This is a genomic window from Nocardia sp. MH4, assembly GCF_019266065.1.
GTDB lineage: Bacteria > Actinomycetota > Actinomycetes > Mycobacteriales > Mycobacteriaceae > Nocardia > Nocardia canadensis.
This window is the reverse complement of sequence record NZ_LPNR01000128.1, coordinates 177506-192244: the sequence shown is the minus strand read 5'-3', so window position 1 is coordinate 192244 and position 14739 is coordinate 177506. Positions and strand designations below refer to the sequence as shown.

The 14739-nt window shown below is 59.8% G+C and carries 15 protein-coding genes; 3 read left to right on the top strand and 12 right to left on the bottom strand.

Going from position 1 to position 14739, the window contains the following annotated elements:
- Positions 1-16: 16 nt before the first annotated feature.
- The 6 genes from ATM97_RS31355 to ATM97_RS31330 all read right to left on the bottom strand — a co-directional run bounded on the left by ATM97_RS31355 (position 17) and on the right by ATM97_RS31330 (position 5824).
- Positions 17-1012: an MlaD family protein gene (locus ATM97_RS31355; protein WP_255284530.1), complete on the bottom strand. Its 996-nt coding sequence runs from the start codon at positions 1010-1012 to the stop codon at positions 17-19.
- A 110-nt stretch (positions 1013-1122) separates the two neighbouring features.
- A complete protein-coding gene (locus ATM97_RS31350) occupies positions 1123-2043 on the bottom strand; it encodes an MlaD family protein (protein WP_169812774.1) in 921 nt (306 codons plus the stop codon).
- A gap of 107 nt (positions 2044-2150) precedes the next feature.
- Positions 2151-3167 (bottom strand): MCE family protein, encoded by a 1017-nt coding sequence (locus ATM97_RS31345; protein WP_062984839.1) that lies wholly within the window; start codon positions 3165-3167, stop codon positions 2151-2153.
- Positions 3164-4156, bottom strand: coding sequence for an MlaD family protein (locus ATM97_RS31340; protein ID WP_062984841.1), 993 nt, complete (start codon positions 4154-4156; stop codon positions 3164-3166). Before ATM97_RS31340 ends, ATM97_RS31345 begins: the two co-directional genes overlap by 4 nt.
- A gap of 66 nt (positions 4157-4222) precedes the next feature.
- On the bottom strand, positions 4223-5089 hold the full coding sequence (locus ATM97_RS31335) for an ABC transporter permease (protein ID WP_062984843.1): 867 nt from the start codon (positions 5087-5089) through the stop codon (positions 4223-4225).
- Positions 5090-5824 (bottom strand): ABC transporter permease, encoded by a 735-nt coding sequence (locus ATM97_RS31330; RefSeq protein ID WP_084503715.1) that lies wholly within the window; start codon positions 5822-5824, stop codon positions 5090-5092.
- Positions 5825-6837: 1013 nt separating this feature from the next.
- On the opposite strand from ATM97_RS31330, the gene ATM97_RS31325 reads away from it, so the two are divergent.
- Positions 6838-7137, top strand: a complete 300-nt coding sequence (locus ATM97_RS31325; protein WP_062984847.1) for a hypothetical protein — start codon at positions 6838-6840, stop codon at positions 7135-7137.
- A gap of 48 nt (positions 7138-7185) precedes the next feature.
- Here the strand turns inward: ATM97_RS31325 and ATM97_RS31320 are convergent, their stop codons facing one another.
- The 6 genes from ATM97_RS31320 to ATM97_RS31295 form a co-directional block, all read right to left on the bottom strand.
- Positions 7186-7485 (bottom strand): IS3 family transposase, encoded by a 300-nt coding sequence (locus ATM97_RS31320; protein ID WP_063816137.1) that lies wholly within the window; start codon positions 7483-7485, stop codon positions 7186-7188.
- A gap of 182 nt (positions 7486-7667) precedes the next feature.
- Positions 7668-7775 carry a transposase gene (locus ATM97_RS35120; protein WP_374104923.1) on the bottom strand — a complete coding sequence of 36 codons (108 nt, stop codon included), beginning with the start codon at positions 7773-7775 and terminating at the stop codon, positions 7668-7670.
- Between the two features lie 467 nt (positions 7776-8242).
- The gene (locus ATM97_RS31310) at positions 8243-9121 is read right to left on the bottom strand and encodes an alpha/beta fold hydrolase (RefSeq protein ID WP_062984981.1); all 879 of its coding nucleotides are present in this window, start codon (positions 9119-9121) and stop codon (positions 8243-8245) included.
- 8 nt (positions 9122-9129) lie between these two features.
- Complete coding sequence (locus tag ATM97_RS31305; protein WP_062984982.1) at positions 9130-9570, bottom strand: PaaI family thioesterase; 441 nt, start codon at positions 9568-9570, stop codon at positions 9130-9132.
- Positions 9571-9613: 43 nt separating this feature from the next.
- On the bottom strand, positions 9614-10297 hold the full coding sequence (locus tag ATM97_RS31300; protein ID WP_084503727.1) for a TetR/AcrR family transcriptional regulator: 684 nt from the start codon (positions 10295-10297) through the stop codon (positions 9614-9616).
- A gap of 96 nt (positions 10298-10393) precedes the next feature.
- Complete coding sequence (locus tag ATM97_RS31295) at positions 10394-11038, bottom strand: TetR/AcrR family transcriptional regulator (protein WP_022565909.1); 645 nt, start codon at positions 11036-11038, stop codon at positions 10394-10396.
- Between the two features lie 1002 nt (positions 11039-12040).
- Between ATM97_RS31295 and ATM97_RS31290 the strand changes: the two genes are divergently transcribed.
- Both ATM97_RS31290 and ATM97_RS31285 read left to right on the top strand, forming a co-directional pair.
- On the top strand, positions 12041-12970 hold the full coding sequence (locus ATM97_RS31290) for a hypothetical protein (RefSeq protein ID WP_062984851.1): 930 nt from the start codon (positions 12041-12043) through the stop codon (positions 12968-12970).
- Positions 12967-14472: an NAD(P)/FAD-dependent oxidoreductase gene (locus tag ATM97_RS31285; RefSeq protein WP_084503717.1), complete on the top strand. Its 1506-nt coding sequence runs from the start codon at positions 12967-12969 to the stop codon at positions 14470-14472. The genes ATM97_RS31290 and ATM97_RS31285 overlap by 4 nt, the downstream gene beginning before the upstream one ends.
- The last annotated feature ends 267 nt before the right edge of the window (positions 14473-14739 follow it).

Here is a 14739-nt window from a genome sequence, read left to right as displayed (position 1 = left end):
TGTACTCTCAGATTAATCATCGCGCACCTGCCACTCCGAGCACCAAGGGAATCAGAGACACATTCGTCAACCCGTCCTCGGCAGTATCGCAACGGCCCTGTGCGACAAGGCCGATCGCAGCACATATTCGGTCAGCATCAGCTTGGGGCATGGCCACCCTAGGTGCTGCATACGTCAGAACGGGTCGACCGCTGTGCGCGTCGGTTACGTCCACGAAGGCTTGCAGCAGCGGCGGCGCCATGTCGACAATGTCCCTCATTGTACCGATATTCGCGCTAGCGAGGCGAGCGAGGGGAACTGTCGCATCGAGACCTTGGAGGATTTGGTCACCGAACATGGTGGTGATTTCGTTCAGCCATGGCACGATAATTCGCAATGAGTCGATGATCGAGACTGTTCGCGCGAAGATTCCGTGGTCGATCACCGCCAGCCCCGGCGCCAAACGGGTGATCATGGATTCGATATCTCCCCATCCACGCGCGACACTATTCATCAAGATGTGCAGCGAATCTATGAGTGCCCCGAGGTGTCCGGCGGCAGCGCTGGAAGAGCCGAGCGCTCGATCGAGTGTGCGGATTATTTCGTTCATTCTCGGACCGGTGCCGGACAACGAGCTGTCGAGTGCGGCGATTTCCTCGGATAGCTGCCCTCGCTGTGCCGGATCACTCCCATTGTCGATTTCTGCTGCGAGGGCACCCAACGCATCGAGTGTCTGTGTCATGCTCTTCGGAGTCAATGTACGGGAAATGCACTTCCGGGGATCCCATTCAGCATCGGATTCGCTGTTGTCGAGAATAGCAAGGGAGCGATCAGCAACGATGGTGTCTGACAGGGTAGTGGCCGATACCTCACCACGCGGCGAATAGTTGGCGTCCACCTCGAAACCAACCTGCACCGCATCACCACGGGGTTCGATGTGCGTCACCGTGCCAACTCTGACGCCACGAATGGTGACGTGGTTTCCGGTGTACAGCCCAATTGCGTCCGGCATCGTTGCACAGTAGTGCCGCATCGTCTTGGGCGGATTGAGTACCGCGAAGTACCCAGCAACCAATATCGTGCACATAGCCCCGACGCCCAGGACGGATATGAGACCGCGGGAGGCCAGAATCCTATTCATCCTTAGCAGTCCTTTCCAGGGACGGGAATACAAACCGATTGCGCAACGACAACTGATGCAGACTGGTCAACAACGACGCCATCTTCTGAGGAAGCGATCGGCTGCAGTCTCGACATCAAGTCCCGAGTGCTTGTGATGATCTGCCCCATACCTTCGCCCAGACGGTTCAGTTCGGGTATGACCTCGGCCAGACTTCGGGCGATGGAATCCAGCCTTGACCGGTACACCGGCTCGAGTGCCGCGATCCGAGACAGAAGCTGTTCCATCAACCGGACTGCCTCGAAAATCTCAGCCCTTTTGCCGAGCCCCACCGTCTCCATAAGGTTGACACTTGCGATTAGTTCCCCGAGGATCGCCTTCGAGTTATTGATCGCACTGATGTACTCGTCGGCCATCGCAAGCGTTTCCGACACGTCCCGACTCTGACGGTCGAGAATTTCGACGAGCGATGTGAACGCATCGACTGCTCGCTGGATCCCTGCCGGCCCGGAGGCGATCGCGCGATTCATGTTAGTCAAGTTCTGCCGTAAGGTGTCGCCCTCGATATCCGCGATCGGCTGTGCTGCATCTTGAAAGGTCCGACCGAGGCTGTATGGGAGATGCACTCTGTCAGAAGGTATCGGGGCGCGAAGCGATGAAGTCCCTGCTGATGTCACGGCGAGATAGTGCCCACCGATCAGAGTCAACATTCGGACGTCGAGACTTGTCTGATCGCCTATGAAAATATCATCGTCAATCGTAAAGCTCACGCGGACGTCCTTCCGACGCAGCTCAATCGATTTCACGGCACCGACCGGAACACCGGCGATACGGACGTCATCGCCGACCTTTATGGACCCGAGTTCCGACATCTCGGCCCAGTACGTCGACTGGCCGAATGGCACCACGTACACCAAAACGCTCGCTAGCAACGCGACACCCATCAGGAACGCTCCGACGAAGCCCCATCGCAATTCCCGCAAATCACGTGATGAGGCGGCCGTTGGCGCCCAGCCAGCGAATCTCCCGGCTATCCTTACTAGTTTGGCTATCATCCTTTGCATATCGATATCCTTTGTCCCGTGATCATCACCTGGAAAGGATCCGGACTGTCTACGTTCCCGTTCGAACAGTTTCGGTTCACGACAGGACTATCGGACGGAATCCAACTATTCAGGGTCTGGAGCATCGCTGGCAGTTTTCGGAGTACTTCGACTGCCTGTTGAGGATCTGGAAATATCGCCCGCAGCAGCGTATCGGCGTCCGGATTGCTACCAGGAGTCAACCCAATCGCGTCGAGGAGGCTGTTCAGCGGCGCGATCACGTCTGGAGCCATAAGAGCGAATTCGACGATTCCATCCACCTTGCTACGTAGCGTTGAGACAACCACCGACAGCTCCGAAACAAGCTGCACCAGATGTGAGGATCGACCGCCGAGATGGTCAGATATCTTTTTCAGATTAGCCACCAATGCGGTAATCACTGCCTGTCGGTCCATCGTATAGCTGGACAACGTCTGGATAGAGTCGAGAACCGAACCGATACCCGAGCCGTCTCCTTCTATAGCGGCGATCATGTTAGTAGCGAACTTATTTACTGCTGCTGGCGACAACTCGCTCAGAACCGGTTTCAGCCCGTTGAATAGGGCTGTGATGTCGAATGACGGGATGGTTCTGGAAGCCCCGATCCTACTGCCTGCCGCCAACTCCGCCGTGACTGGCGATGATTGTTGAACATCGACGTAACGCTGGCCCACCAGACTCTGATATCGTATCGCCAGGACGGTGTTCTCGTATAAATTCCGATCGCGTTCGACCATGAACGTAACGATTGCGCGACCATCCTCAAGTGAGATCGAAAGCACTTTGCCTATGCGGACACCGTTCATCCGAACATCGTCTCCGGACTTGAGACCGTTCGCATCGACGAATTCCGATGAGAACTGCTTAGTCCCTCCTGAGACGGGGCGTTGCACAGTCTGCGCGATTGCTGCGAGCAGCACTGCGATCACGACTACAGAAACCGCGAGCTTCGCGACTACCACCAATAGGCTGCCATGCCTGTTCATCGACCACCTCCGGAATACGGTGACGGAACGAACGTTCCCGGCGAGGACGCCGCAATCGCGGGCACTAGATCGAGAATCAGTTTGATACTCAGTGCCGGGCCACTAGGTGTCGACGTGAACGACCGATCCAGACGCGACAGTATCTCGGAGAGTTGCATGCTCGAAACACCAGGCGTCGAAACCATTCGGCTGCCACTTGCAAGAACCGGCGTGAGCATTACCGCGTACTCTGACAGATGAGCCTGCGCCGTGAATAGCGTTCCTGCGAGGGCGGGGAAGAAGCGTTGGCCTACAACACTGACTGTGGCGTCGAATAGCTCGCGTTGGCTATTCAGAATCTCGATGGTGGTGAGCCGATATATCAGGCCTACCGTGCCGTCGATCATCGATGCGCTGCCGACAAGCATCGAGCCATACTGTTCCAGCAACTCCGATACCGGCACAGAGCGTGTCTCAGCAACGTTCCGGCCGGATACCACAATCGCCTCCATGAGTGGCGTGAATTGGCGGGCCGCTGTAGCAACCCGCACCAGCACGTCGGTGAGTTCCGGGGTAAGAAGGCTTCCCGTGGTCTCGGCGACTGTCCGAATCAGTACACCCATGGTCGCATCTCGCTGCCTGTCAGATCGAGGACCCGTCAGGTCGATAACAACGCCGTCTCGCAGGGGCGCGCCCCCAACGCCCGGTTTCAGCGCAACCTCGCTGATACCGAAAAGATTAGACGGCGAGTAGTCTACGAGAAGGCTGTCGGTGAGCCCGCTCGAGTTTGCTCGATCAAGCATCAAAGTCACCTGTTTCGCCCCATCACCTGAACCGATGGCAGTGACGGCACCGATGCCGACACCGTCGAACTGCACCGGCGTACCCACCCCGACGCCGTCTCCGATTTTCTCGGTGCGCAACACCACAAGCATTCGGTTGTCGCCGCGGGCCGCGTTGCCAACTGTCCAAGCGGCCGCTACTGACAGTGCCGTCAGCACGGCGACCATACCGACAATAATCGACGATCGCTTTGTTGCCGATACTCCCGGCATTTCATATCGAGACATCGGCGCTCACCCTGTGAATTCGATCGCGGAGTTGACACCCCACAAGAGCATGGTCAATACCATGTCCAGACTGATGATCGCCACAAAACTTGCCCGGACGGCGCGGCCGGACGCAATTCCGACGCCTTCCGGACCGCCTGTCGCGAAGAACCCTTGATAACTGTGAATCAAAATTACAGCCGTTCCGAATACAAGAACCTTGATCACCGCAGCAGTGATATCCCACCCGCTGATGAATTGATAGAAGTAGTGATCGTAGACACCTGCGGCCTGGCCGTGCAGCTGGACGATCACAGTCCGGCACGCCGCATAGCTGAGGATTAGAGCAATAAGAAAAGTCGGAACGATGGCGACCGCGCCGGCAATAATCCTGGTCGTTACCACGAAAGGTATCGATCGCAATCCAAGCGATTCGATGGCGTCGATCTCCTCTGAGATCCGCATCGATCCAATTTGCGCTGTTATACGACACCCAGCTTGTGCGGCGAATCCGACTCCTGCCGCGATCGGCGCCAGCTCTCGGGTGTTGGCGAAGGCTGAGACAATGCCTGACACTGGCCCCATACTGATGAGATCCAGAGTCGCGAATGACTCGACGCCGACCGAGCCGCCGATGACCAGTCCCAGCACCACCAGCATCGGGACCGTTCCACCGCCCACGATGATCGAGCCTTGCCCCCACGTCATATCCGTGATCGCGCGCATTGTCTCCGCTCGATATCGTTTGAGCGTGAACGGTATCGCCGACAATGCCTGCCAGATGAAATTGAGGACGAAACCTAGGAGCTCCACCGGAACGACACGGTGCCCGAGTGACGTCGCAGTTCGCCGGGCCTTCACTAGCCGCGGGGGGGTGTACTTCATCTCCGACATCTATGCCAGCCTTGTTGGAAGGAACATTGAGACCAACTGAGTGACCAATAGATTCACGACAGCGACAGAGACGACGGAGAGAACAACCGCCGCGTTCACGCCATCCGCTACTCCACGTGGACCACCTTTGGCCTCAAGACCCCGCTGGCACGCGATCATCACGACGATGAAGCCGAACAGGACAGACTTGACAATCGACACGCCGATATCCGCCATTACGGTGAAGGATCCGAAGGTTCCCCAATAGCTTCCGGGCGTCACCCCCTGAGGACCGACCGCGACTGCATATCCCGCCACGACCCCTACGAAGATGATCAAGACATTGAGCATCGGTGCAACGAGAATCATCGCCACCATCCGAGGAATTACGAGGCGATGCATAGGACTTATGCCCATTGTTCGCATGGCGTCGATCTCTTCACGGATGTTGCGGGCGCCCAAGTCGGCCGCGATCGCGGCCGCGCCAGCCGCGCCCAGCAACAATCCTGTCGCCATGGGGGCACCCTGTTTAATTACCCCCAAACCGCCAGCTGCACCGAGCAGTGAATCTGCGCCGATTTGATGGATCAGATTCCCGACCTGAACCGAGACGATAACCCCGAATGGCACGGCCATTAGGATTGCCGGAATTGCGGTAACAGTAATCAAGTACCAGGATTGATACAGCGCCTCACGCCATTGAAACTTAGATCCGGCAATGTCACTCGCGGCACCCAGCACGGCTGAATACGCCATCCGCGTAGTCCGACCAAACGTTCGGAGGCCAGAGACCACTGTTCCGGATAAATTCTCGCGAATTACTCGGGCCGACGCCGACAACTCACTACGCGCAGGCACCACGGCAGATTCCCATCTCGTCTCTCGCATCGTTGCCCGACGTCGCGGCGGGCGCAAAGAACGCATCGGTTCGGCTGATCTTGCACTCGACGTGCTCGGCTGGTGCTGGCCGGAAAGCTGTGCCTTGCTGAGTTGTGACCAAGTGCGCCATCACGACCACGACACCTCCATGTGTGCTACGGCAAGTACTAGATACTTGAGGTACGAGTATGCGTCCTGGGTCACACCCTGTCAATAGACCATCAGACTCCAACGGATGCGTGACAGCAATTGATCCGCAAACTCGCGATTCGATCCGACGATCGCCGCTTGGCGATGGATTTCGAGTCGCTCGCGACCTCCACCGGATGCAAGCTCGCCGACACGCCAGACCCATCAGCGCGGTCTGACCGACCGCGATATGCCCCTTCGTCGCCGCCCGACCGTCTCGAAGCCTTCCCGTAACTCCATTTTCGGGCCGTCTCCATGCATACACAACAGAATCTGCCGGGAGAGCGGTCCGGGGAAGACCTGGCCCATCACCACTCGCACAAGGTGACCGAGATAGTGGCAGCAACACCACAGTTAACTGCATGGCTGACGCGAGTGCTTCCGCCAGCCATGTTGGAATCTGGCTCGGCCGGTCTTCTAGGTCTGGTCTTACCCTGGTTTCACGGAGTCGTGGACCTCACGCCACGATGGTTGCGTTCTCGTACTCCATCGAGGTCAGCATTCCGATGCCGCTGTGACGCCGCTGACAGGGTTGCGGAAGAGCTCGAGGTATCGAACATCGCGTCTTGCTCCGCATACACACCCGTGGCGTCGGGCGCGGCGTCGAGCCTCCAGCCCGGTGAACCCACCGATAGCCGACATCAGGCGAAACTCCCGCGGCCGCGGCAGGGCCCGGTTCGTGGCTCCTCGATCCAGAAACTTTGAAGCGCTATCTCGTCCTCGGACACCTCGGCGCCGAACGGACCGCCGAAGTCGTCCGCGACAGCCTCATCGCCGCCGGCACCGAACTACCCGCGACCCTCCACCGCACCGCGACTCGGGACCAGGATGCCGAGATAGCCGAGCACCGATCCTTTCCCATGGCCACCGACATTCGCGTCTACTTCGCCGATCCCGGCGCAGCACGGCAGCGCGACAGCGCGACAGCGCGACAGCGCGACAGCGCGACAGCAACGAAGACACTAATGGTACTCTGCGGCAGAACCTGCCGCGACGAATAGACTTACGCATCTACAATCCAAATGCGCACTGCGAGGTCGCTGAGGAGCTCACCGGCCGTCCACAAAAATTCTCGACTGCGACACACCAGCCCAACGTTTGGCTGCTTTGATCGAGCGCACCCGTCCAGAGCCAACCTCGATACCCATGCCGATGGTGAGCTCGGGGTGCATGCGGCGCACGCCGTAGCAGCCGCGCGAGGCCGCATGGATAGACCGGATCGTTTCGGCGAGCATCTCGTGGCGCAGTCGGCGTTGGCTGGGTAATCGGTTGCCGTGATGGCGGTAGCCGCGCTCGGACACGCCGAGCACACGGCAGGCGGTGCGGATGCTGATTCCTTGCCCGGTCAAGGTCGTGACAGCCGGGAACCGCCTTTTGAGCCGAGCGTGGTGTCGTCGAAAACCTTCGCGGCCAGCCGAGTCGCTCGCAGCTCCTCCTCGAGTTGCTTGATCCTGTTCAGCGCATCCCTCAGTTGCGCCGATTCGACCGTGGACGTCCCGTGGGCCTCACCGCGGGCCTGATGTTTCCACCGCTACAGCGTGGCCTCGGTGACTCCCAGATCATGGGCGACGTCGGCGACCCTGCTTCCTTCATCGACGACCAGAGCGACAGCGCTTTCACGGAACTGCGGTGAGTACATCATCGGCACGAGCGGAGATCCTTCCATCGAACGGTTGGAATCTCACAACTCAGCGGACAGAATTCCGAGACAGCCCAAAGCGGTACTCAACCCGGGGCGGTTCGCCGCCGGCCCTGCATCATTCTGTGACACAGTTGAGATTGGTCTATAAACTGTCCGAACTGGGCTTAAACGGGCAAGGCTAGTGCCAGCACAAGTAGCACGAACGGAGAGCACATTCAATGCTGCCCAGGCCGCGCGGTATCGCCAGTTGGCCATCGCTAGCGACCTGGAGTCCGCGCCTCTCCCGTTATCTCTGGCCGGTGTCATATGCGGCCGATGGGCCTCTCACCCTTCAGCCGCCTGGCCTTGCAAGTCGCGGTGTGCCTTCTTGCAATCAGAGAACAGCCCGTCAGCAGTCGATCCCTTGGCAATGGTGTCGCGCAAAGACGCCATGACCAGCACCCAACTCCCGGAGGCGATCGGGCCTATAGGGTGCGTCCGAGGAAGTCGGTGACAACCTGCGTGAATGCGTCATTGTCATCTCCTGCCACCATGTGGCCAGTTCCGGAGACATCGGTCGTCTCCGCGTGCGGCACAATTTCCAGGAATTCTGCAACGGTCTCATGCGATACCAGATCGGACAGGGCACCGCGCACGAGCAGAGTCGGCGCGACGACTCGACCCGCACCCGCGACGAGCAATTCTACAAGCGTCTCGAATTGCTCGGCACCGGCGGACGCGTCCTGTTGCAACGCCTGGAAACGACTGGTGATGAAGGCGGGATCCCATCGCCACACCCATCGACCGTCGGCTCGTTGCCGCAGTACCTTGTGAAGGCCTTCAAGCCGCACCGGTCGTTCGCGGTGCGGGTTGTATGCCGCGATGACGTCGGCAGCGTTTTCGAGGTTCGCGAATCCGTCAGGATGCGCAGACATAAACGAGACGATGCGTCGAGCGCCATCGAATTCCATCCGTGGGGTCACGTCGACCAGCACCACCGCTCCCCACAACTCGGGTGGCGCAAGCAGGTGCGCGGCAAGAACGGTCATCCCGCCCAACGATGCTCCGACGACCGCGGGCGCGTCCTCGGTGCAGAATCGTTCTCGCACCATGAGCAGGTCATCGACAAGGTGCTCGACGTCGTATCGTCCGTCGGGGGCCCAGTCACTGTCGCCGTGCCCACGTGCATCGTATGCAACTACTGTGTAGCCGCGATCGCGCAGGCGGAGCGCTGAGGTGGTCCAGGCGTGACGACTCTGCCCACCTCCATGCAACAGGATCACAACCTGATGGTTGGAACCATGGGGATAGTAGTCGGCTGCCAGCGTGATTCCGTCACGAGCCAGCACCTGCATCTCGATCATGCCCTCCGTCACGAGCTGCCGCCCCCGTCGCTGACGATCGTAACGGTCCCCTGAGCGGCACACACTGGCCTGCCGTCGTTGGTGATGTCGATGCGTGCGACGCCCGATCGCCTGGTCAGGGCAATGATATCTGCCGTGGCGATGCATACCCCAGCCGTGACCGGCCGCAGAAGATTGATCTTGAACTCGGTTGTCGCGACCCAGCAGCCGGTCGGGATCACCGGATAAAAGACAACACCCAGGCAATGGTCGACCATGGCTGACAGGCAGCCACCGTGCAATGTACGGAAGGGGGTAAGGAGCTCGTCTCGCACCTCCATCTCGGCGATCAACCGACCGGCGCTCAGTTCAGCATGACGAAATCCGAGATATGCCGAGATGCCGCCCACATCCGTTGCCGCGCCGAGCACCTGCCCAGCAACTTGGGGGTCGAACTGCGGGAATTCCATCGGAGCCTCCTCCGTCTCTGCGTTGACCTGCCCCAAGGTGACACTACTGCAGATTTGTGTCACCTGGATTGCGATCTGCACGCTCGTCATGACCGCGGTGCCGATCCAATTCGGTAGACCCTGGTACGACGATGGCAGGAAGGAGGCAGCGGCAAAGGTACGCGCGTAGGCCCTCAGGGCTGCGCCGTCTCGGGCCGCGCACGGTGAGCAGGCTGAGGATCGTCCGCAGGATCCACTCCGCGGCGTCGTCCACTGAGATCCCCGGCTGCAGGTCATCGCGGTGACGGGTGAATACCGGTCGCAGGAACTCGGTGACGAGTTCGAAGAGGGCGACCGATGTGGACTCTGTCAGACCGATTCCAGCGAGGCGATCATCGCTGACGAACAGAGCGGAAATCGACTTCTCTCGGCTGGCGGCGTGAACAGTGGTCTCTACGAAGACCAGCACGGCAGATGCGAGATCAGGCTGTCCGGCGAGTGGCCCGCCAATCCCGTCGAGGTAGCGGCCGGCCGTCCGCAGGACGACGCCCGAGACCACCGATTCACGGTTCGCGAAGTGCCGGTACACGGTGGCCCGAGAGACGCCGGCCTGCCGAGCGATGTCCTCCATCGTCGTCGCCGAGAATCCGACCTCTTCGAAGCAGAACTCTGCGGCATCAAGTAGGGCATCCCGGGTGCTACCCAGGGCCGAGAATCGCGCGCCGCGACGTGCAGATTTCGTCGTCACCACAACGAGTATGCCGCTACTTCGTCGAGGAGCGCATCCCCCTCTGTCCTCTACCGGTGCGCATCTCTGCGGCCGGGCAGCGATACAGATCTGACATTATGTCGCGCTACCGCCAACTGAGTCGTCACGCAGCTGAGGCAGGAGGTGGCGGCGCGCGAATCGGCGCGCACCCTCAGGGGTATCGAGGGATATGCGGGTCGATGGGGTCAGCACGAACGACAGGATCACGCGGACAGTCAGCTCGGAAACCACGTGAAGTTCGACATCCGTGCGGGCAGCATCAACTTCTTGCGCGAGTTGGTCGGCCAGAAAGTTCGACGCGGTCGCGACAAGACCCCCTGCCTCGATCGTGAGAAACGGCAGTAGTGACTCCGGCTCGGTCTCCAACAGCCTGTTGAGCAGGGCGTGCCCCCGTACTGCCTTCAGCGTGAAAACGAATCCTTCGACGATCTTCTCCTCGAGATCCTGATGATTTGACACCTCTGCTTCCAACTCAACGAGGAACCTGGCGAGTTCTCGCAGAATCACCGCCTCGACAATGCGCCCCTTGCTCGGGAAGTGTCGGTACAGCGTCACACGTGCCAGCCGTGCGCGACGAGCGATGTCTTCGATACGTGTGCGGCTGATCCCGACAACCTCGAATTGCCTTAGCCCGGCGTCGAGGATACGTTCCGAGGTCCCAGACGGCGACGGCGTCCGGATCACCGCGATGGCCTTCAGAAGCAACCTGGTGTAGTTCATCGTCGTGATCGGATCCTTCGAGCCGGGCAACGTCGCCGGGTGTCATGTGGGCAGGGGTCGTTGGTCGACCGTTGAGTATGCACCCAATGAACCTCCGTACGCCATACTTTCAAACCCCTGACGTGGGCATTGAAACGATCATACTAGGTGAGTACCATCGTTCCTGTGGTACGCAACGGGGCGCCCCGGTGCAAGTCCGGGCTGACGACGAACGAATGGATGAGGACCAACACGCGCGGGTCCTCATCGTCGGATGTCGTCGCCTCGGGACTGGCCCTATCGGAGAGGGAGTGCTCTGGCCTTGCAACAGTCATCATTGGAAGCGGTGTCCGAAGTGCGGTGTGGGCGTCGGCGGTCTCGCTTGTGCGCACGTGTTTCGGGGCTGCTTGCTCACTTGGTGGCGCAGTTCACGCTCCCGGTGTCAAGCATTGCGGACCTACACTCCCCTGCGTTCACGCCGCTACGCTCGCGGCTTGTTCACTGCCCGCCCACAGCAGACTGACGTCTGAGCTCTCCGCACGATCTGCGTTTCCCGGTGCCCTCGGTCGTGCGCCGAACGCCCCGACGGTGTCGCTCTCCTGGTGCGCACGACCATGGATGGCGTGCCTGTCGGTGGTCGGCCACGCGATTAGACGGCTTTCAAATCGCCATCGCGGAGTACCCGAGGCGGGGCCTCTGCCCGTCGATTCATGGCCAGGACGTACGCCTAATCGCAGCTGCGATCGCCTGACACCTCCCCCCTCGCCGGCCTCGACCTCGCTAACGGACGCAAATGGCGCGCACGGGCCCGCGATTTCAGGAGACCCCGCTGCGCCGCGGCCTTCGCCCGGCGCCGGATTACTCACGGCCAGCATGCGCCAGCGACGAGCGTTTTCGTCTACTGGAACGAGTTCCAAGAGTTTTGTCCGACAATGCCACACGTGAGCGGCTACCGCTGCGAAATGCACGGCCTCCGGACACCAGGCCAAGATTTTGTGTCCATATTCGCGAAGGAGTAGAGCGATGTCAATCGATTTGCCGCACACCTTGGAAATCATAAAACAACGCCAATGGGCACTCGGCGACTTCGACTGGGCGGAGCCCGGCGCGGACACGATAACGGCCGAGCAGCTCCCGCAGGTCAAGCAATTCATGTCCGATCTGGTCTGGATCGAGCAGGTCGGCTCGCGCGCCTTCGTCGCGCTCGGCCGTCAAACCAAGGACAGTACGCTAGCTGAGATCTACCGCTACTTCCAGGCCGAGGAACAAAAGCACGCAAACGCCGAGCTGGCCCTCATGCGCCGTTGGGGAATGCTCGATGACGACGAGATCCCAGAACCGAATATCAATATCCGACTAGCCATAGAATGGCTGGACAGCTACGCAGATGATCTGCCGCTGTCCGTACTAGGCTCAGCGATTCCGATGCTCGAGGTGGCACTCGACGGAGCACTGTTGAAGTTCCTACTTGAGGAGATCCAGGATCCCCTGTGCCACAAGGTCTTTCAGCGGATCAATGCCGATGAGTCCCGTCACCTAGCTGTGGATTTCCATGTGCTGGACATGATTGGAGCGGGGCCGATACACCGACTGCTGATCGAAGCCGCCGGCGCCGCGCTGCGCCCATCCCTACTCATCGGCATCCTCACCGGGTTGCCCCTGCTGACCCGTATGCACGACAGCATCATCGCGATGGGACTCGACGAACAGAAGCTCTTCGACGCGATTCGGAAGTTCGGCATTATCGGTGACCGGAGCGTCGCCACCCGCCGCAATCCGATCTACCAACTCGTCAAGTACTACGGTGAAATGGTCATGGACCAGTCGCACCCTTATCATCGACTACTCGGCAATGCCCTGTTGACGATCACTGAGCACTACCCTAAACAATGGCTCGGTTCGACTCCTTCCTGGATCAACGAGCTCACTTACCAACCGGTGGCCGCAGCATGATCGACGAGGGGCGGCCGACAGACGATGACCCCGGGCAAACAATTCCCGGTCCCACACGAGTCGTGATCATAGGTGCCGGGTTCTCGGGAATCGGCACCGCGATCCGATTACGGTGCGCGGGGATCGAGGACGTCGTGGTTCTCGAGCGCGCACCTGAGCCCGGCGGTGAGTGGCGCGACAGCGTTCATCCGGACGCATCCTGCGGTCGTCCGTCAGTACTGCGGTCGTTCTGGTTCACGCGGGATCCCGCCTGGAGCCATAGGTATACGCCGGGCGTAGACGTCCGCGCCTACATGCGCGGCGTGATCACCCGGCATGGTCTCGATGGACGGATTCGCTACGGGTACAACGTAAACGGACTCGACTTCGACGAGGCTCGAGGGACCTGGCATGTGCGTGTCTCGACCAGCAGTGGCGAGGAGGAGAGCATCACTGCCCGCTCGGTCGTGGTGGCGACTGTGCCGTTCTCGAACGCAAGCAGGCGCGAGATCGTGGGCGCCGACGACTTTCGTGGCCACAAGATAGACGGTACCCGATGGGACGCCGGTATCGATGTCACCGGACTGACGGTGGCAGTCGTCGGTACCGGCACCAATGCAGTCCAGATGATCCCGGAGTTGGTGGACCGAGCCCGCCACGTCACCGTATTTCAGAGTGCACCGCGATGGGTTCTTCCCCACCCGCAGTACGGGACGGCAGGGTGGAGACGTTCGCTATTCGAGAAACTACCGCTGGCCGAGGATCTAGCCCGGAGTGCCCACTTCTGGGCGTACGAGTCTATCGGATACGGTTTGGTTCGAACAACAGGTCTCACCACCGCGCTGGAACAGGTATCTAAAATCCAGTTGAGGCTTCAGGTCAAAGATAGATGGGCGCGACGGCAGCTCGCACCGGACAACCGGGCGTGCCGTCCGCGATTGCTCATCTCAAATGATTTCTTACCGGCTCTAGATCGGGACAACTGCAGACTCCTCACCTTCCCGATCATTCGGCTTACGGAGCACGGAATCCTCACGGTTGATGGCGTCGAGCGCCGCTTCGATACGATCGTTTTCGATGCACCCGGCGAGGCTGGAGTACCATTCCCGGTTCGTGGTTGTGGCGCACGACTCCTCCAGGAAGAATGGGTCGAAGGAGTTTACGCGTACAAGAGCATACATGTTTCTGGGTATCCCAACCTACATTTCACTTTCGGACCGAACTCCGGTCCGTATTTCTACACAGCCCTAGCCTATCTGGAGGCGCAGATAGATTACATCGTAGAGTCGGTGCGGACGCTGGAGCGATGGGGGCTCCGATATATTGATGTACGAAAGTCAGCGCAGGACCGATTCAACGCGGTTGTTCAACGGCACTTGGCTCGCACGACTTGGAACTCTGGATGCGTTACTTGGCCTGTCGGGGAAGATGGTTTTAATCCCGCGGCTTTCCCGGGCTTGGCTCGACAATTCCGTAGCCAAATGACTCAGTTCGCCCTATCCGACTACCACGCTGTGCCCTAGGAGCTCCTGTCAGGTTCAGTTGCTGAGTCGTCGCGGTCTGATACTGCGGCACCGACATTCAGGAATCGATAGTGGATGTCGATGCGGCGTTCCATCGATCACCGTTCGCCGATATTGGTGGGGTCGGGCCATGGTTTGTTCCACGACTAGCCGACTGGCGGTGACCTTTGTCTCGGGTTCCGCGATGGGAATGGGCCGTCGATCCCGGCGCTGTCGCAGGTCGGCGTACAGACTACATGCTCGCAACCCGTGTCGGTGATAGTTTTA

Excerpts from the sequence above, each read along its gene's own strand:
- ATM97_RS31350 (WP_169812774.1), bottom strand. The coding sequence starts at position 2,043 with ATGGGTGTCGCGTTGCTAGCGAGCGTTTTGGTGTACGTGGTGCCATTC.
- ATM97_RS35120 (WP_374104923.1), bottom strand. The coding sequence starts at position 7,775 with ATGTACTCACCGCAGTTCCGTGAAAGCGCTGTCGCTCTGGTCGTCGAT.
- ATM97_RS31305 (WP_062984982.1), bottom strand. The coding sequence starts at position 9,570 with ATGGAATTCCCGCAGTTCGACCCCCAAGTTGCTGGGCAGGTGCTCGGC.
- ATM97_RS31330 (WP_084503715.1), bottom strand. The coding sequence starts at position 5,824 with ATGGCGTATTCAGCCGTGCTGGGTGCCGCGAGTGACATTGCCGGATCT.
- ATM97_RS31310 (WP_062984981.1), bottom strand. The coding sequence starts at position 9,121 with ATGATCGAGATGCAGGTGCTGGCTCGTGACGGAATCACGCTGGCAGCC.
- ATM97_RS31355 (WP_255284530.1), bottom strand. The coding sequence starts at position 1,012 with ATGCGGCACTACTGTGCAACGATGCCGGACGCAATTGGGCTGTACACC.
- ATM97_RS31295 (WP_022565909.1), bottom strand. The coding sequence starts at position 11,038 with ATGAACTACACCAGGTTGCTTCTGAAGGCCATCGCGGTGATCCGGACG.
- ATM97_RS31290 (WP_062984851.1), top strand. The coding sequence starts at position 12,041 with ATGTCAATCGATTTGCCGCACACCTTGGAAATCATAAAACAACGCCAA.
- ATM97_RS31285 (WP_084503717.1), top strand. The coding sequence starts at position 12,967 with ATGATCGACGAGGGGCGGCCGACAGACGATGACCCCGGGCAAACAATT.
- ATM97_RS31335 (WP_062984843.1), bottom strand. The coding sequence starts at position 5,089 with ATGTCGGAGATGAAGTACACCCCCCCGCGGCTAGTGAAGGCCCGGCGA.
- ATM97_RS31345 (WP_062984839.1), bottom strand. The coding sequence starts at position 3,167 with ATGAACAGGCATGGCAGCCTATTGGTGGTAGTCGCGAAGCTCGCGGTT.
- ATM97_RS31340 (WP_062984841.1), bottom strand. The coding sequence starts at position 4,156 with ATGGTCGCCGTGCTGACGGCACTGTCAGTAGCGGCCGCTTGGACAGTT.